Annotated in this window: 18 protein-coding genes; 1 reads left to right on the top strand and 17 read right to left on the bottom strand. The window is 67.2% G+C overall.

Going from position 1 to position 15994, the window contains the following annotated elements:
* Positions 1 to 8: 8 nt before the first annotated feature.
* From ACO057_RS17685 to ACO057_RS17675, 3 genes are all read right to left on the bottom strand, one after another.
* Positions 9 to 332, bottom strand: coding sequence for an ETC complex I subunit (locus ACO057_RS17685; RefSeq protein ID WP_421993930.1), 324 nt, complete (start codon positions 330 to 332; stop codon positions 9 to 11).
* A gap of 24 nt (positions 333 to 356) precedes the next feature.
* Positions 357 to 638, bottom strand: a complete 282-nt coding sequence (locus tag ACO057_RS17680) for a hypothetical protein (protein ID WP_421993929.1) — start codon at positions 636 to 638, stop codon at positions 357 to 359.
* A 95-nt stretch (positions 639 to 733) separates the two neighbouring features.
* Positions 734 to 1810 (bottom strand): isocitrate/isopropylmalate dehydrogenase family protein, encoded by a 1077-nt coding sequence (locus ACO057_RS17675; RefSeq protein WP_421993928.1) that lies wholly within the window; start codon positions 1808 to 1810, stop codon positions 734 to 736.
* Positions 1811 to 1889: 79 nt separating this feature from the next.
* On the opposite strand from ACO057_RS17675, the gene ACO057_RS17670 reads away from it, so the two are divergent.
* A complete protein-coding gene (locus ACO057_RS17670) occupies positions 1890 to 2861 on the top strand; it encodes a Bug family tripartite tricarboxylate transporter substrate binding protein (protein ID WP_421993927.1) in 972 nt (323 codons plus the stop codon).
* Positions 2862 to 2904: 43 nt separating this feature from the next.
* On the opposite strand, the gene gloA is transcribed toward ACO057_RS17670, so the two are convergent.
* The 14 genes from gloA to tsf all read right to left on the bottom strand — a co-directional run bounded on the left by gloA (position 2905) and on the right by tsf (position 15986).
* Positions 2905 to 3300, bottom strand: coding sequence for a lactoylglutathione lyase (gene gloA, locus ACO057_RS17665; RefSeq protein WP_421993926.1), 396 nt, complete (start codon positions 3298 to 3300; stop codon positions 2905 to 2907).
* Between the two features lie 29 nt (positions 3301 to 3329).
* Complete coding sequence (locus ACO057_RS17660; protein ID WP_421993925.1) at positions 3330 to 4160, bottom strand: LpxI family protein; 831 nt, start codon at positions 4158 to 4160, stop codon at positions 3330 to 3332.
* Positions 4157 to 5002 carry an acyl-ACP--UDP-N-acetylglucosamine O-acyltransferase gene (gene lpxA, locus ACO057_RS17655; protein WP_421993924.1) on the bottom strand — a complete coding sequence of 282 codons (846 nt, stop codon included), beginning with the start codon at positions 5000 to 5002 and terminating at the stop codon, positions 4157 to 4159. The genes ACO057_RS17660 and lpxA overlap by 4 nt, the downstream gene beginning before the upstream one ends.
* Positions 5003 to 5007: 5 nt before the next feature.
* Positions 5008 to 5478 carry a 3-hydroxyacyl-ACP dehydratase FabZ gene (gene fabZ / locus ACO057_RS17650; protein ID WP_421993923.1) on the bottom strand — a complete coding sequence of 157 codons (471 nt, stop codon included), beginning with the start codon at positions 5476 to 5478 and terminating at the stop codon, positions 5008 to 5010.
* A 5-nt stretch (positions 5479 to 5483) separates the two neighbouring features.
* Entirely contained in the window at positions 5484 to 6527 is a 1044-nt protein-coding gene (gene lpxD, locus ACO057_RS17645; protein ID WP_421993922.1) for a UDP-3-O-(3-hydroxymyristoyl)glucosamine N-acyltransferase, read from the bottom strand.
* A 24-nt stretch (positions 6528 to 6551) separates the two neighbouring features.
* A complete protein-coding gene (locus tag ACO057_RS17640; RefSeq protein WP_421993921.1) occupies positions 6552 to 7337 on the bottom strand; it encodes an OmpH family outer membrane protein in 786 nt (261 codons plus the stop codon).
* Positions 7338 to 7392: 55 nt separating this feature from the next.
* A complete protein-coding gene (bamA, locus tag ACO057_RS17635; RefSeq protein WP_421993920.1) occupies positions 7393 to 9720 on the bottom strand; it encodes an outer membrane protein assembly factor BamA in 2328 nt (775 codons plus the stop codon).
* Between the two features lie 89 nt (positions 9721 to 9809).
* Positions 9810 to 10889, bottom strand: a complete 1080-nt coding sequence (gene rseP / locus ACO057_RS17630; RefSeq protein WP_421993919.1) for an RIP metalloprotease RseP — start codon at positions 10887 to 10889, stop codon at positions 9810 to 9812.
* Between the two features lie 48 nt (positions 10890 to 10937).
* A complete protein-coding gene (gene dxr, locus ACO057_RS17625) occupies positions 10938 to 12116 on the bottom strand; it encodes a 1-deoxy-D-xylulose-5-phosphate reductoisomerase (protein ID WP_421993918.1) in 1179 nt (392 codons plus the stop codon).
* Positions 12117 to 12118: 2 nt separating this feature from the next.
* Complete coding sequence (locus ACO057_RS17620; RefSeq protein WP_421993917.1) at positions 12119 to 12934, bottom strand: phosphatidate cytidylyltransferase; 816 nt, start codon at positions 12932 to 12934, stop codon at positions 12119 to 12121.
* The gene (uppS, locus tag ACO057_RS17615) at positions 12935 to 13675 is read right to left on the bottom strand and encodes a polyprenyl diphosphate synthase (RefSeq protein ID WP_421993916.1); all 741 of its coding nucleotides are present in this window, start codon (positions 13673 to 13675) and stop codon (positions 12935 to 12937) included.
* The gene (gene frr / locus ACO057_RS17610; protein WP_421993915.1) at positions 13675 to 14247 is read right to left on the bottom strand and encodes a ribosome recycling factor; all 573 of its coding nucleotides are present in this window, start codon (positions 14245 to 14247) and stop codon (positions 13675 to 13677) included. Before frr ends, uppS begins: the two co-directional genes overlap by 1 nt.
* A 16-nt stretch (positions 14248 to 14263) precedes the next feature.
* Positions 14264 to 14989: a UMP kinase gene (pyrH, locus tag ACO057_RS17605; protein ID WP_421993914.1), complete on the bottom strand. Its 726-nt coding sequence runs from the start codon at positions 14987 to 14989 to the stop codon at positions 14264 to 14266.
* Between the two features lie 85 nt (positions 14990 to 15074).
* On the bottom strand, positions 15075 to 15986 hold the full coding sequence (tsf, locus tag ACO057_RS17600) for a translation elongation factor Ts (protein WP_421993913.1): 912 nt from the start codon (positions 15984 to 15986) through the stop codon (positions 15075 to 15077).
* Positions 15987 to 15994 lie beyond the last annotated feature (8 nt).

Genomic DNA, 15994 nt, shown 5'->3' with positions numbered 1-15994 from the left:
GAATCCGGTCAGTGCGTCCAGTTCTCGCCCCGGTTGGTACGGAAATTATCCGCATAGACCTTGGGCTTGATCGGCTTTGCCGGCAAACGCGGCTCGATCTCGAAGGAAATTTCCTTGGCCTCGGCGTAGGCCACGGCCGCCTCCTGGGTCGGGAATCGAAGACAGAGCTGGTTGCGCGTATCACCCGAGCCCGGCCATCCGGTCAACGGATCGAGGCGCACGCTTTCGGAGGGGGCGTATTCCAAAACCCACTCGTGGGTATTCGCCCGGCCCGATTGCATGGCCGATCGCGGGGGGCAGTGAATGCGTGCGAGAGGCTTGAGTCCGCTCATACAAAAATTCTCCAGTCTTCGTCTTCAGAATGTTGCGCCGGCCGCCTGGCACCGGGCAACCACGGTTCTCACCCCGGCGGCATCCAGCAGGGCATCGGCGAGGCAACCATCCATCGTCGTCTCGCCGGAACCGCCGGCACGGATCACCTCGCGGGCATGGTCTGGTCGCAACATCGATTGGCCCAACCGGAGACGCATCTTGCAATGCTTAACCCGGAACGACAGCGGACGCCACGCGCCCGGTCGCAACACCGGGCCATTCCTCCGGCAGATTTGTGCCGCCGGCGTCGCGATGGGGATGATCATGGTCAACCACACGGCGGAAAACCGAGGCGGCGATCACCTTGCCGGATTTCGCAGAGGGCCGGACCATCGCCCAGGGGATCACGTCCATCGGAGCATCAGCCCAACGCGTCGAGCACGGCGCGCGTGGCCTCCACCGTGCCGGTCGGGCCGCCGACATCCGCCGTCCTCAATCCGCCCAGGAAGGCGGCATCCACCGCGTCCCTGATCTCCCCGGCAGCCTCGGCCAGATGCGCGCCCGCGCCGCGCATCGCCAGCCAGTCCAACATCATGGCCGCCGAGAGGATCGTCGCGGTGGGATTGGCCTTGCCCTGACCCGCAATGTCAGGCGCCGTGCCGTGGCTCGGCTGGAACACGGCGTGCGCCTCGCCGAGATCGGCCGATGGCGCGAAGCCCATGCCGCCGATCAGCCCGGCAGCAAGATCCGACAGGATGTCGCCGAACATGTTCTCGGTGGGCAGCAGGTCGAAATCCCAAGGCTGCCGGATCAGATCGAGCGCCATGGCGTCCACATAGGCAGCATCATGGCGCACATCCGGATACTCGGCCGCTACCTCGCCGAAGATCGCGCGCAGCCAGGCGAAGGCGCGGAAGACATTGGCCTTGTCCACCAGCGTCACACGCCCCGGCCGACCCAGCCGCTGCGCGCGTTGCCCGGCGAGATCGAAGGACATGCGCGCCAGCCGCAGCGAGGTGCCGCGCGTCATCCGCAGCGTCTCCTCCGCCATATCCGGCGTGACCAGGCCCTTGTCCTTGGAGAAGAACAGTCCCTCGGTGCTCTCCCTCAGGATCACGAAATCGATCTTCGCGGCGCGCGGATCGGCAAGCGGCAGAGGCACGCCCGGGATGGCACGGATGGGGCGTACCCCACCGAAGAGGTCCAACCTCTGGCGCAAGGTGATCTGCGGGGCGAGCTCCGTGCCGTCCGCGTGACGAATGCCGGGCCAACCCATCGCGCCGAGCAGGATGGCATCCGCCTTGCGAGAACGCTCGAAGACCTCATCGGAGAGATCCGTCCCCGTATCGCGATAGGCGAAGGCGCCAGCGCGGAGCTCGGTGAAGCCCAGCCCCAGTGCATGGCGCGCATCCACTTTCTGCAGCACGGCCACCGCGGCTTCCATCACCTCCGGTCCGATGCCGTCGCCAGGCAGGACCGCGATATCGAGTGCGTTCATAGCCTTGCGTTTCCTTTTCCCATGCCGCCAAGCTAACCGCACACCAAAGAGCGGCAAGACCCGCCGAGGGAGGAAAACGATGACGATCACGCGCCGGGGCCTGTTGGCCGCGCCTGCCTTGTTGCCCTTCGCCGCTCAGGCGCAATCGGGTTGGCCGGAGCGGCCTGTCCGGATTATTGTGCCCTTCCCGCCCGGCCAGGCCGCCGACATCTTCACGCGGCTCGTGGCCGACCAGCTTTCGCAGCGCTGGCCGCAACGCGTCGTCGTCGAGAACCGCGGCGGTGGCGCCGGGGCACCGGCGCTCGAGGCCGGCGCCCGCGCCGCGCCTGACGGGTACACGCTGACGGCCGGCACTTCCGGCACGCTGGGCGTGAATCCCTCCGTGCTGCAACGGCTGCCCTATGACGCCGAGCGCGACTTCGCGCCCATCAGCAACGTCGTCATGGTGCCCCTGCTGGTGATCGCCCATCCAAGCTTCCCGGCCCAGACGATCCAGGAGCTCGCGGCACTGGTCCGCGCCAGGCCGGGCGAGATCAACATCGCCTCGGCAGGCCCGGCCACCAGCCAGCATCTCGCCATCGAACTGCTACAGCTGCGCACCGGGCTGCGCTTCAACATCGTGCATTATCGGGGATCGGGCCCGGGCATCTCGGACCTGGTGGCCGGCAATGTGCCGCTCATGATGGACAGCGTCGCAAGCGCCCTGCCGCAGGTCCAGGGCGGGCGTGCCCGGGCCATGGCCGTGGCCCAGCCGCGCCGCATTCCGCAGCTTCCGGAACTTCCGACAATCGGGGAAACGCTGTCGCCCGGCTATGAGGCGGCGGGTTGGACCGGGCTTGTCGCTCCCGCTGCGACGCCGCCCGAGATCGTCCGCCGCATCTCCGCCGATGTCCGTGCCATTCTCGACGATCGCGCCCTGCAGGACCGGATCCTCGGCATGGGCGCCATCGCCGATCCCGGCACGCCCGAGGAGTTCGGACGCTTCGTTCGCAGCGAGATCGCGAAATGGCGCGAGGTGGCCCAGGCGGCGAATGTCCGCCTGGACGGCTGAAACGGATCATGATGCATGGGCCAAAGCCCATGCATCGTATCGGCTACTTCTTCTGGATCAGCTCGATCTTGTAGCCGTCCGGATCTTCGATGAAGGCGATGAGCGTGGTGCCGAATTTCACCGGGCCGGGCTCGCGCGAGATCTTCACCCCGGCGGCGCGCATCTTCTCGCAAGTGCCGTAGATGTCGGGCACGCCCACGGCGAGATGGCCGAAGGCGCCACCCATCTCATACGTCTTGACGCCGTAGTTGTAGGTCAGCTCCAGGACGGTCTCCTTGCTCTCGTCGCCATAGCCGAGGAAGACGAGGGTGTACTTCCCGTCCGGCACGTCGTTGCGACGGATCTCCTTCATGCCGAGATGGGTCGTGTAGAAGGCGATGCTGCGGTCGAGATCGCCGACGCGCAGCATGGTGTGCAGGTAGCGGAAGCTATCGCTCATTCTCAAATCTCCTGTCGATGTGATGGCGTTCAGGCGGTGAAGTGTTCCGGATCGACGGCCAGGACGAAAAGTCCCGCCGCCTTCGCCGCTTCAAGGGTGGCGGCCCGCTCGGCGAGTATGGTGCGGCCGGCTTCGATGGCAATGCCGCGCAGCCCCGAGGAGCGGGCGCCGGCCACGGTCACGGGCCCGATCACCGGCGCGTCAACCCGCATTTCCTGACCCACCTTGGAGAGCTTCACCAGCACGCCGCCAGGGCCATCGCGCCGGAGATCGCCGGCCCGCGCGATCAGGGCGTCCGTCCCTTCCACCGCCTCGATGCCGAGCACCAGGCCCTGCTGCACGACCACCGCCTGCCCCACGTCCATCGGGGCCAGGCGGCGCAGCGTCTCGATCCCGCGGCCGATATCCGCCCGCGCCAGCGCGTCGGGCGCCGAGCCCACCAGGAGGCCCGCTTCGGCAACGGTGCTGTCCTCGATGAGGGATTGCGGCGAGACGACCTCGAACCCCTCCTCGCCGAGCACCTGAACCACGGCCCGGAACAGCGCATCGTCCCCTGAGAGAAGCGCGACGCCAACGCGCGCCATCGCCTTGGCCATCCAGACATCGGGCAGGAGCGACAGCATGGACGGCCGCTTCACTTTGCCCGCGAGGACGATATGGGTCGCGCCCTCATCCTTCAATCGCTGGATGATTGCGCCGCCCGCACCAATACGCTCCACCGAATGTGGAAACCGTACGTAATCGGCCGGATCGCAGAAGCCCTTCAGGCAGATGACGAAGACATCATGGCCCGACCTGGTGGCGGCTTCGGCGACGCGCGCCGGAAAAGGTCCCCCGCCGGCCAGCAGGCCGAGCTTCACGCCTCTTCGTCCTCGGCCCCCAACTCGGCCGCCATCCGGCCCGGACGGATAAGCTCGCGCCGGCGGTCACCGGACCGCAGGAAGCCGAGCACCTCCCCAACCAGAATGTCCCCGGCAAAGCGCTCCTCGGCCACGAGCATGCGCTCGGCGAAGGTGCCAGGATCCTTGAAGAGCAGCCGGAAGGCCGCCCGCAACGCATGGAGATTTTCCCGCGAGAAGCCCCGCCGCCGCAGGCCGACCACGTTCAGCCCGACCAGTCGGGCCGGAAGGCCAAAGACATTACCGAAGGGCGGGACGTCATTCGTCACGCCCGCGAGCCCGCCCACCATCGCATGGCGGCCAATGCGAACCATCTGATGGATCGCAGCACCTCCGCCCAGGAAGCACTGCTCGCCGAGCTGGACGTGCCCACCCAGCATCACATTGTTCGCGAGGATCACCCGGTCGCCGACGCGGCAATCATGTCCGACATGGCTGCAGGCCATGAGCAGACAGTCCGCGCCCACCCGCGTCATGCCCTCGCCGCCCACGCTGGCGCGATGCACCGTGACATGCTCACGCAGATGGCTGCGCGGCCCGATCTCAACGCCCGTCGGCTCGCCGCGATACTTCAGATCCTGCGGCGGAAGACCGACGGAGGCGAAGGCCGAGAGACGGCTCTCGGCGCCGATCCGGGTCTGGCCCTCGATCACCACATGAGAGACGAGTTCGACGCCCTCCTCCAGAACGACGCCGGGGCCAACGATGCAAAAGGGTCCGACCCGGCAGCCGGCGCCGATCGTGGCGCCTGCCTCGATCACGGCCGAAGGATGGATGGAGGCGTTGCCAGCGATGCTATCCACGTTACTCACCGGTCCCTGATCATCGCGGCATAGGTCGCCTCGGCGACGACGACGCCGTCGACCTTGGCCTGGGCCGAGAACTTCCACACATTCATTCGTCGTTGCACCTTCGTGACGTGGACGCGGATCTGGTCGCCGGGCACGACCGGCCGGCGGAATTTCGCGGCCTCCACGGACATGAAATAGACGAGCTTGCCCTGCGCGCCCTCGCCCAGGGTCGCCACCACCAGGACCGCCGCCGTCTGCGCCATGCTCTCGACGATCAGAACGCCGGGCATCACCGGCTCGCTCGGGAAATGGCCCTGGAAAAAGAACTCATTGATCGTGACGTTCTTCACGCCGACCGCCGACTGGTCGAGCACGAGATCCACGACCCGGTCGATCAGCAGAAACGGATAGCGATGCGGAATCGCCGCCATGATCTGCGCGATGCCGTAGGACTCGATAACCGTATCTGGGGGTGCCGCCTGATCCATGGCTTTCACTCCGCTTCTCTTTTTCTTACATGCCGCGACTCGGCGGTCAGACGTTTCAGGACCTGCAAGGATCGGAAGACCTCGCGAATAGGTGCGGCCGGGGTGCCGAAGACTTCCGCCCTGGCAGGGAGATCCGTGATCACGCCGGATTGCGCGCCGATACGCGCCCGATCGCCGATCGAGAGATGCCCGGAGAATCCAGCCTGGCCGCCCGCGCTCACGTAATCGCCCATCACAGTAGATCCGGAAACCCCCACCTGGGCGACCATGATGCATCCCCGACCGGTTCGGACGTTATGCCCCACCTGGACCAGGTTATCGAGCCGCGTTCCTTCGCCCAGGACAGTATTGACCAGCGCCCCCCGGTCCACGCAGCTATTGGCGCCGATTTCGACACCGCGCCCGATCTCGACAAGGCCGAGCTGAGGCGCGGTCTCGAAGCGCCCGTCCGGAGCCAGGGTGAAGCCGAACCCCTCCTGCCCGACCCGGGCGCCGGGATGCAGCACGACGCCTTCCGCGCAGATCGCATGCGAGATGGAAGCGTGGCTGTGCAGGATACATCCCTTGCCCAGCACCACACCCGGGCCGACCGTCACAAGCGGTCCGATCAGGCAGCCTTCACCGATCCGCGCCCCCGCGCCGATGACCGACATGGGCCCGATCTCGGTCCCTTCGCCAATGACGGCGTCCGGCGCCACGACCGCGGTCGGGTGGATACGGCCCTGCGGCACCGGCCGGGGATGAAACAGCAAGGCCACCTTGCCAAAGGCCGCCGACGGCGAGGCGCAGATGATCGCCACGCAACCCGGCGGGACCTGCCCGGCAAGCGCATGGGTCACGAGCACCACGCCGGCCCTCGTTGCCCGGAGCGCGGCGGCGTAGCGCGGGGCCTCGCAGAAGCTGACCTCCTGGGAGGTGGCTGCCTCGAGCGAAGCGACGCCGGAAAAGCACCGCTCCGGATCCCCGTCGAACGCGCCGCTCACGGCGGCGGCGATGGTCGTCAGTGAGAGAGGCCCCGCATGCCCGAAAAAGCGGGCGTCAGCCGACATGCGAGGCGTTCCGCATTTTCCGGATCAGCGGCGGGCAGGCTGCTGCGCCGGAGGAGCGGCAGGGCGCGCGGCGGCCGCGGCAGGAGCCGCGCCACCAGGAGCCTGCGCGCCAGGCGGCGGCGCCGGCGGCTGCGAACCGTCGCTCTCGGCGGGGATGGTGACCTGCCGCAGCGTGCGGTTGAACTGCTGCGCGACTTCTTCCGTCAGGTCGAAGGCGGGCTCGTTCATGATCACCAGCGGACGCGGCAGGACGACATTCACCGTGCGGCTGCCGGCCACCTGCCGGACCACGACGCCCAGAGCTTCCTCGATCTGCACGAGGGACTGCTGCGCCGCCTGCTCGATCGACTGGCTGCGGTTGCGGAAGATGCGCTGGCTGTCCGTGATGCGATCCTGCAACTCGCGTTCGCGGCCACGAATCTGTTCCGGATTCATCTGGGCGCGCTGCGTCGCAAGCGCCTGCTGCGCGTCGCGCCAGCCGTTCTGCTCACGCTGCAGATCGTCGTTCAGCCGGGTCCGGCGACGCTCGATTTCCTCGCGCACCTGATTGAACGCCGTGGAAAGGCGCTGGATCTCGGGAATATCGACGATACCGATCACGGCCGCGGGTGGCGGCGTGCCGGGCGGCAGAGCCGGCGGACGGGCCGCCGTCGGCCCAGGGCGGGCCGGCGCCTGGGCGGGAGTCTGGGCCGGGCGCTGCTGCGGCGCCTGGGTCGGACGCTGGCCGGCCGCGCCCTGGTTCTGCCCGGGGACGAACCATTCCTGGCCTTGCCGCTGCTGGGCCAGGGCCATGGTCGGGGCCAGACCCATCAAAAGGGCCAGCGAAAGTCGGAACGATGTCATTGGCGTCTACCTGTCCCAGCGCTCAGAAGCGCGTACCAAAGCCAAAACGGAAAACCTGAGTCTGATCGTAGCTCTGCTTCACGAGAGCCTGAGCCAGGTCGATATTGATCAGCCCGAAGGGGCTTCTCCAGGAGATGCCCACGCCCGCGCTGACGCGCGGCCGCGCCGAGTCGCCGATCCCCGTGCCGGAGACCGTGTCCCACAGGGCGCCGACATCCACGAAGGCCCGGCCGATCAGGCCGATCTCGGAGGGCACCGGCAGCGGGAATCGCATCTCGCTGGTCTGCGTCCACATCATCCGGCCACCCAGGGCGTCACGCGTCGCGAGATCGCGCGGGCCGGCGCCGGCCAAGGCGAAGCCGCGGAGGTTCTCGCCACCGAGGAAGAAACGATCGACGATGCGATCCGGCTTTCCGTTACCGTAGGAATGCAGGATGCCGGCGCTGCCGAAGAAGGTCAGCACGTAGTCGGGATTGCCGAAGACCCGCTCGAAGGGCAGGAACAGCGCGCCGTCCAGGCGAGCGCGGACATAAGCCACGTCGCCACCCAACCCCGCGAAGTCGGTGCCCAGGCGCAGCAGGTAGCCGCGCTTCGGCTCGATCAGGTTGTCGCGGGTGTCATAGGCCAGCGTCTGGCTGATCTGGCTGAGGATCGTGCTGCCCTGCTGCTCCAGAACGAAGCGCGAGGCCCCGGGCTGGATGTTGTAGATGTCGCGATTGACAAGGCTGTACGACCACGACTGCCGCAGGCGCTCATTGAACTCGTACCCACCGCGCAATGCGAAGCCGGCGCGGCGCTCGCTGTACTGCGAGACCGTCAGCAGGTTCCGCTGGATGTAGAAGATATCCGCGCCCACCGCGAGGTTCCGATCCAGGAAGGACGGATCGGTCAGCGAGATATCCACCTGGCTGCGACGCTGGGCGATTGTGGTGTTGAGGCGGGCATCGAGACCGGTGCCGGACAGATTGCGCTCGCGCAGGCCGAAATCAGCCAGGAAGCCGGCGTCGGTCGAATAACCACCGCCCACGCTCACTTCGCCGGTCGCCCGCTCGGTGATCTGGGTGTTCAGGATCGTGCGATCGGGCGCGGAGCCCGGTGAATTGGTGATCTGGACGTCGCTGAAATAGCCCAGGTTGCGGATGCGCTCACGCGAGCGGCGCACCTGCGCGGCATTGAAGGCGTCGCCTTCCGCCAGACGGAACTCGCGGCGGATCACGCGATCCTGCGTGCGGGTGTTGCCGTTGATGTCGATGCGCTCGACGAAGATGCGCGGCGCCTCATTCACCGCAAAGGTGATGTTGACCTTGCGCGTCTCGGCGTCGCGCGTGATGCGCGGCTGAACGTCCACGAAGGGGAAGCCGCGCAGATTGGCCGCATCCGCCAGGGCCTGAGAGCTACGCTCCACGGCATCGCCGTCATACCAGTCGCCCGAGGCGATTTCGACGAAGCGGCGAATCTCGGCGGTGTCCAGACCCGGGAAGGCGGAGGTGATCTCGACCGTGCCGAAGGTATAACGTTGACCTTCGTTGATATTGTAGGTCAGGAAGAAGCCGCTTCGGTCCGGCGCCAGCTCGGCCGTGGCCACGCCAACCTGCACATCCGGGTACCCGGTACGAAGGTAGTAGCGCCGGAGCAGCTCGCGGTCGAAGTTGAGGCGATCGGGATCGAAGGTGTCGGAATTGGAGAGGAAGCGGTAGAAAGCCTCTTCCTTCGTGGACACGACCTCACGCAGCCGGCCATCGCTATAGGCACGGTTGCCCACGAAGTTGATGCGGGCCACCAGCGCCGCATCGCCTTCCTGAATTTCGAACACGACGTCGACCCGGTTCTGATCCAGCTCGATCAGCTTGGGCTCGACGCGCGCGGCGAAGCGGCCACGGCGCGCATAAAGATCCAGGATGCGCTGGCGATCGGCCTGCACCAGCTGCGAGGTGTAAACGGAACGCGGGCGCAGTTGCACCTCGGCGCGCAGGACGTCGTCGGAAACGCGGCGATTGCCCTCGAAAGCGACGCGGCTGACGAGAGGATTCTCGGCCACGACGACGATGAGGCGCGAACCGTCCCGCGAGATCCGGACGTCCCGGAACAGGCCGGTCGCGAAAAGGCTGCGGATGGAGCGATCGGCGCGGTCGGCGTCATAGGTATCGCCTGGCTGCAGCAGCATATAGCTGCGCACCGTGTCGGTCTCGATCCGCTGATTGCCCTGGACCACGACCGCCGTGAGGGTTCCCCCCGGCGCCTCGGCCGCGCGGACAGGCGCGGGGCGCCGGCCCTGGGCATCGGCCTGACCCGGCGACAGCATCACAAACCCGACGGTCGTGAGCAGGATAGCGCGAAGCGTTGTCGTCAAGGAAAGACCCATATGTTTGCGTCGAGCCGAAGCCGGCGGGAACATAGCCGCGCCGCCGGCAAGCCGCCACCCCGCCGTTTCCATCACCCTCATCCGACCAGCCCCGCGACCCAGCGACCGATCCCGCCATGGGCGATGTCATTCCATGTCGCAAACAAAAACAGACAGATCAAGACCGCGAAGCCCGCGCGGAAGCCGACCTCCAGCGCCTTGGGGGGAAGCGGCCGCCCCCGGATCGCCTCGGCGGCGTAGAACATGAGGTGACCGCCGTCCAAGAGAGGGATGGGGAAGAGGTTCAGCAGGCCAAGGCTCACCGACAACAACGCCATCAGATTGATCAGCGGAACGATGCCCAGAGTCGCGGCCTCGCCGGAGACCTCGGCGATACGGATGGGTCCACCGAGCTCGCTTGCGCTCCGCGAGCCGGACAGCATCTCGCCAATGCCCTTGAGGGTCGCCCAGCTGACGTCGACGGTCTGCACCGCGCCCGCCCAGAGGGCCGAGATCGGATCGAGTCGTTCGAAAACGGCCTGGCCGCCCTGGATACCCAGAATACCCACGGGTTGCGCCTCGCTGCCGGGGCGGATCGCGGGAACCGCCTGGAGATCCAGCTCCCTGCCGTCACGCTCGAGGCGGACCGTCACCTGCTGGCCGGCCCGAGGCTGGATGTAGCGCTGCACCTGGTCGAAGCGGGTCACGCGCTCGCCATCGAGTGCGACGATGGTGTCACCCGGGACGATGCCCGCCATTTCGGCCGGAGAGCCTGGAGATATGACGGAGACGCTCGTCAGGCCCCGCGGGACGCCATTCGTTGCGAAAAGAAGACCGAAAAGCAGCGCCGCCAGCAGGAAATTCGCGACGGGTCCGGCCGCGACCACGATGGCCCGGTCGAGCACGCTCTTGTTGTGGAAGGTCTCGCCGACACGCTCCGGCACGCGATCGGCCTCCGGCGTCTCCTCGTGCGGCGCCTGGCCGTGCAGCTTCACGTAGCCGCCGAGGGGGATCCAGGCGATGCGCCATTGCGTCCCCCGGCGATCCTGCCAGGAAGCGATGGCCCTGCCGAAGCCGATGCTGAAGGCGTCGACATGAACCTTGCGCCAACGGGCAGCGAGATAGTGCCCGAGCTCGTGGAAGAAAATCAGGACACCCAGCACGACCAGGAAGGCCATCAGGGTCCGCACGGCGGAAGGGACGAATTCGAGCATGATGGAACTCCGTCAGGCCGCTGCGCGGTGCGCGGCAATGCGTGAAGCCTCACGGCGGGCCGCCTGATCAAGCGCCAGGATGGATTCGAGGTCCGAAACGGGCTGGCCGCCCAGGATCGCCAGCGTCTCCGCCACCACCGCCGCGATGTCGAGGAAGCCCAGGCCGCGCCCCAGGAAGAGCTCGACGGCCACCTCATTCGCGGCGTTGAGCACGCAGGGCGCCCCGCCCTCGGCCTCCAGCGCCTCGCGGGCCAGCCGCAGCGCGGGGAAACGCTGGGTGTCGGGAGCGGAGAAATCGAGGCGGCTCAGGGCGGCCAGATCCAGCCGCGCCACATCGACCGACATGCGGTCAGGCCAGGCAAGGCAGCTCGCGATGGGTGTGCGCATATCCGGCGTCCCGAGCTGTGCCAGAAGCGAGCCATCGGCATATTGGACCAGCCCATGCACCGCCGATTGCGGATGGATCAGGACACCCAGCTGGTCCGGCCGGACGGGGAAGAGTCGTGCCGCCTCGATCAGCTCCAGCCCCTTGTTGAACATGGTGGCGCTGTCGATGCTGATCTTGGCGCCCATGGACCAGACCGGGTGCCGAACCGCCTGCTCAGGCGTCGCCTGGGCCATCTGCGCGGTCGTCCACTCCCGGAACGGCCCACCCGATGCGGTCAGGATGATCTGCTCGATCACCGAGGGGTCGCGGGCATCAAGGGCCTGGAAGATGGCATTGTGCTCGGAATCGACGGGCAGCAGCGTGGCGCCCGTGCTCCGGGCCGCGTCCAGCACGATATGCCCGGCGCAGACGAGGCTTTCCTTATTGGCCAGCGCCAGCGTGCCGCCACGGGCCAGGGCCGCGAGGGTGCTGCGCAGGCCGACGGCGCCCACGATCGCCGCCATCGTCCAGTCGGCCGGCCGGCTGGCCGCCGCGGTCACGGCTTCGGCCCCTGCGGCCGCTTCGATGCCGGAACCCGCCAGCTCTTCCTTGAGGACCGGATAAGCGCGCTCATCGGCCACGACGGCGAGGCGGGCGCGATGCGCCTTCGCCTGGGCCGCCAGGGTCTTCGCGTCCTTGCCGGCGACCAGCGCCTCCACGACGAAGGTGCCGGGCTTTGCCGCCGCCAGCAGGGACAAGGTGCTGCGACCGACCGAACCGGTGCTACCGAGAACCGTGACGCTGCGGGGAGACGAAACAGCCAAAGCTACCTCCAAAGATGAACGCCCGGTCCCGCAAGCGCACCAATCAGCGCGGCCAGCGGCGCTGCGGTCAGAATACCATCGAGCCGATCCAGCAGACCGCCGTGGCCAGGAATGAGCCCGGAGGAGTCCTTTACGCCAAATCGGCGCTTGATCCAGCTTTCAAACATATCACCCGATTGCGTGGCGATCCCGAGGAAAGCCGCGATCAGCGCAATCCTGACCGGCGATCCACCCGCGCCCAGCGCGAACGCGACGCCCAGGCCCACAGCCGCCGCCCCGAGGAGCCCGCCCATGGAGCCGGACCAGGTCTTGTTGGGCGAAATCATGGGTGCGAGTTTAGGCCCACCCAGCGCTCGTCCCGTGACGTAGGCCCCGATATCCGAGGCCCAGACGACGAGGAACAGGAAGATCACATTGTCGCGCCCGACCAGGCCGTCCTGCCGCAGCACGATCAGCGCGACGCCCGCCAGCCCGATGTAAAAGACGCCGAAGGCCAGCCAGCCGGGCGCGAGTCCCGTGGACTGCCGCGCGACATACCGGGTGACCACCACCCCTGCCGCAAGGATCAGCAGCGCCAATCCCGGATGACCGAGGACGGTGGCGGCCCCCGCAGCAAGCACAAAGGGGCCGACGACAAGGCCCGGCATCACTCGGGTCGATCCGCCGCAGAGCCTGACCCATTCCCAGGCCAGGCCAGCCACGCAAAGCGCCATCAAGCCCGACCACCAGAGACCGCCCAGCCAGACGCTCAGCAAGGCCACAGGCCCCAGGACGGCCGCGGTCAGGACGCGCGTCCGCAGGTCCGCCCAATTGCGCATTCAGCCGATTCGAGCGCCGAAACGCCGCTCCCGCGCGGCGTAATCGGTCAGGGCCGCGTTGAAATCGGCCGCGCCGAAGTCGGGCCAGAGGCCGGGCAGGAAGATCAGTTCCGCATAGGCGGCCTGCCACAGCAGGAAGTTGGAGATACGCTGCTCGCCCGAAGTCCGGATGATGAGATCCGGATCGGGCATGCCCGCCGTGAAGAGGCGCGACGCGAAACCAGCCTCGTCCAGGGTTTCGGGATCGATCTCGCCGCGCAAGGCGGCGGCGGCGGTCGAGCGTGCGGCCGACAGGATCTCCGCTCGTGAGCCGTAGGACAAGGCGACGGTCAGGTTCAGACGCAGCCCACCCGCCGTGCGCTGTTCAGCCGCGTCGATGGCCTTGAGCGTGTCCTCGCCGAACCGATTGCGGTCACCGATGACGCGCAGACGCACGCCTTCCTTGGTGAGCTGCGCGACTTCCGCCCGCAGATAATGGCGCAGCAGAGCGGTCAGCTCCTGCACCTCGTCGGCCGGGCGGCCCCAGTTTTCGGAAGAAAAGGCGAAGAGCGTGAGCCAGGAGACCCCCGACCCGATCGCCGCCTCGATGGCCCGACGCGCGGCGTCGGCGCCGGCGCGATGGCCCAGGGCCACGGGGAGGCCCCTCGCCTGCGCCCAACGACGATTTCCGTCCATGATGACAGCGACGTGGCGGGGCGGCGGCGCGCCCGAACCCGCCTTCAAGGCAGGGTGCGCGGACATCAGACGGTCTTGATGTCCTTTTCCTTCTCCGCGAGCGAGACTTCGATCTTCTTCACATAATCATCGGTAAGCTTCTGGACCTCGTCGGACCAGCGCTTGGCGTCATCCTCGCCGATCTCCGACTTCTTCTTCCAGCCCTGGATCTGCTCCATGCCGTCGCGACGCACGCCGCGAACGGCCACCTTGGCGCCCTCGGAGTACTTCGCGGCCGTCTTGGCGAGCTCATTGCGGCGCTGCTCGGTGAGCGGCGGCAGCATGACGCGGATCGTCTGGCCTTCGGATTGCGGGTTCAGGCCCAGGCCGGAGTCGCGTATCGCGATCTCGGCGGCCTTGACGATCGTACGGTCCCAGACCTGCACCTGCAGCATCGAAGGGCCCGCGACCGAAACATTGGCCACCTGGCTGAGCGGCTGGTTGGTGCCATAGGCCTCGACCCGGATCGGCTCCAGCAGCGAGGGGCTGGCACGCCCCGTGCGCAGCCCGCTGAAGTCTTTCTTCAATGTCTCGAGCGCGCCATCCATGCGACGCACGAGATCGGCCTTGAGCGTCTTATTGTCGGGCGGGACAGCCATGGATGAGGCCTTGCGATCAGGGGTTGTCGGTCACGGTGGTGAAGCGGCCTTCGCCCTTCATCACCGCCGTGAAAGCACCCGGTTCGTGGATGTTGAAGACAATAATGGGCAGATGGTTTTCCCGCGCAACCGAGATGGCCGCGGCGTCCATCACGGCGAGATCCCGCGAGAGCATCTCCAGATAAGTCAGGGTCGTATAGCGCTCGGCGTCCGGGTTCGTCCGGGGGTCGGCCGCATAGACGCCATCCACCTGGGTGCCCTTGAGCAGGGCGTCGCAGCCCATCTCGACCGCGCGCAGCGCCGCCGCCGTGTCCGTGGTGAAGAAGGGGTTGCCCGTTCCGGCGCCGAAGATCACGACCCGGCCCTTCTCCATGTGGCGCATGGCGCGCCGCCGGATATAGGGCTCGCAGATCGCGCTCATCTCGATGGCGGATTGGACCCGCGTCTGAACGCCGGCCTTCTCGAGGGCGGACTGCATGGCCAGCGCGTTCATCACGGTCGCGAGCATGCCCATATAGTCGGCCTGGGCGCGGTCCATGCCGGTCGCGGCACCGGCGATCCCGCGGAAAATATTGCCGCCACCGATCACCATGGCGACTTCGACACCCAGATCGACCACGCCGGAGACATCCGCCGCTATGGCCTTCAGGGTCGCGACGTCCAGCCCGTAGGATCGGTTGCCCATGAGGGCCTCGCCGGAAACCTTCAGCAGCACGCGCTTGTGTATGGGCGTTTCGCTCATCGCTGATCCGGTTTGCTAGAAAAGTGGTACTGGCAGGGAAATGTGGCGCCGGGGCGGCAGAAGCCGTCCCGGCGCCGGAATAGGCTCAGGAAACGCCGGATACGGCGGCCACTTCGGCCGCGAAGTCGGACGTCTGCTTCTCGATGCCTTCGCCGAGATGGAAGCGCATGAAGCCCTTGAGCTCCAGACCCGCCTTCGCGACGACAGCCTTCACGCGGCTCTCACCGTCATGCACCCAGACCTGCTCCAGGAGGACGACTTCCTCGTAGAACTTGCGGATACGGCCTTCGACCATCTTCTCGATGACGGCCGGCGGCTTGCCGGAAGCCGAAGCCTGCTCGGTGAGGACGGCCTTCTCGCGCTCGAGCGCCGAAGGTTCCACCGCGCTGATGTCCAGCGCTTCGGGACGCGTGGCGGCGACGTGCATGCCGATCTGGCGACCCAGGGTCTCCATCACGGAATCCTCGCCGGGACCCTCGAGCGCCACCAGAACGCCGATCTTGCCGAGACCCGGCTTCACCGCATTGTGGATATAGGTCGCGACCGTGCCCTGCTTGACGGTGAAGACCTTCGCACGACGGATCGTCATGTTCTCGCCGATCGTGGCGATCAGCTTGGTCAGCTCGTCCTGCGTGCTGTGGGTCGTCCCCGGATAGGTGGCGGCCTTCAGCTTCTCAAGATCCTCGCCGACCGAGAGGGCCAGACCGGCCACCTCGGAGACGAAGTTCTGGAAGTTCTCGTTGCGCGCAACGAAGTCGGTCTCGGCATTCACCTCGACCATCGCCGCGACGCCGGGGCCGGAGGCAACGCCCACCAGACCCTCGGCGGCCACGCGGCCCGACTTCTTGGCGGCAGCCGACAGACCCTTCTTACGGAGCCAGTCGATGGCGCCTTCGATGTCGCCACCGCTCTCAACCAACGCCTTCTTGCAGTCCATCATGCCCGCGCCGGTGGCGTCGCGCAGTTCCCGGACCATGCCGGCCGTGATTTCAGCCATTAGCTCAA

The organism is Roseococcus sp. (assembly GCF_965227005.1).
Taxonomy (GTDB): Bacteria; Pseudomonadota; Alphaproteobacteria; order Acetobacterales; family Acetobacteraceae; genus Roseococcus.
The sequence above is the reverse complement of the archived record's forward strand: the minus strand, read 5'-3'. Positions and strand labels throughout refer to the sequence as shown.

Bases quoted from the DNA above. Each gene is read 5' to 3' on its own strand.
- ACO057_RS17685 (WP_421993930.1), bottom strand. From the start codon at position 332: ATGAGCGGACTCAAGCCTCTCGCACGCATTCACTGCCCCCCGCGATCG.
- ACO057_RS17680 (WP_421993929.1), bottom strand. From the start codon at position 638: ATGATCATCCCCATCGCGACGCCGGCGGCACAAATCTGCCGGAGGAAT.
- ACO057_RS17675 (WP_421993928.1), bottom strand. From the start codon at position 1,810: ATGAACGCACTCGATATCGCGGTCCTGCCTGGCGACGGCATCGGACCG.
- ACO057_RS17670 (WP_421993927.1), top strand. From the start codon at position 1,890: ATGACGATCACGCGCCGGGGCCTGTTGGCCGCGCCTGCCTTGTTGCCC.
- gloA (WP_421993926.1), bottom strand. From the start codon at position 3,300: ATGAGCGATAGCTTCCGCTACCTGCACACCATGCTGCGCGTCGGCGAT.
- fabZ (WP_421993923.1), bottom strand. From the start codon at position 5,478: ATGGATCAGGCGGCACCCCCAGATACGGTTATCGAGTCCTACGGCATC.
- lpxD (WP_421993922.1), bottom strand. From the start codon at position 6,527: ATGTCGGCTGACGCCCGCTTTTTCGGGCATGCGGGGCCTCTCTCACTG.
- ACO057_RS17640 (WP_421993921.1), bottom strand. From the start codon at position 7,337: ATGGGTCTGGCCCCGACCATGGCCCTGGCCCAGCAGCGGCAAGGCCAG.
- rseP (WP_421993919.1), bottom strand. From the start codon at position 10,889: ATGGCCTTCCTGGTCGTGCTGGGTGTCCTGATTTTCTTCCACGAGCTC.
- ACO057_RS17620 (WP_421993917.1), bottom strand. From the start codon at position 12,934: ATGCGCAATTGGGCGGACCTGCGGACGCGCGTCCTGACCGCGGCCGTC.
- uppS (WP_421993916.1), bottom strand. From the start codon at position 13,675: ATGTCCGCGCACCCTGCCTTGAAGGCGGGTTCGGGCGCGCCGCCGCCC.
- frr (WP_421993915.1), bottom strand. From the start codon at position 14,247: ATGGCTGTCCCGCCCGACAATAAGACGCTCAAGGCCGATCTCGTGCGT.
- pyrH (WP_421993914.1), bottom strand. From the start codon at position 14,989: ATGAGCGAAACGCCCATACACAAGCGCGTGCTGCTGAAGGTTTCCGGC.
- tsf (WP_421993913.1), bottom strand. From the start codon at position 15,986: ATGGCTGAAATCACGGCCGGCATGGTCCGGGAACTGCGCGACGCCACC.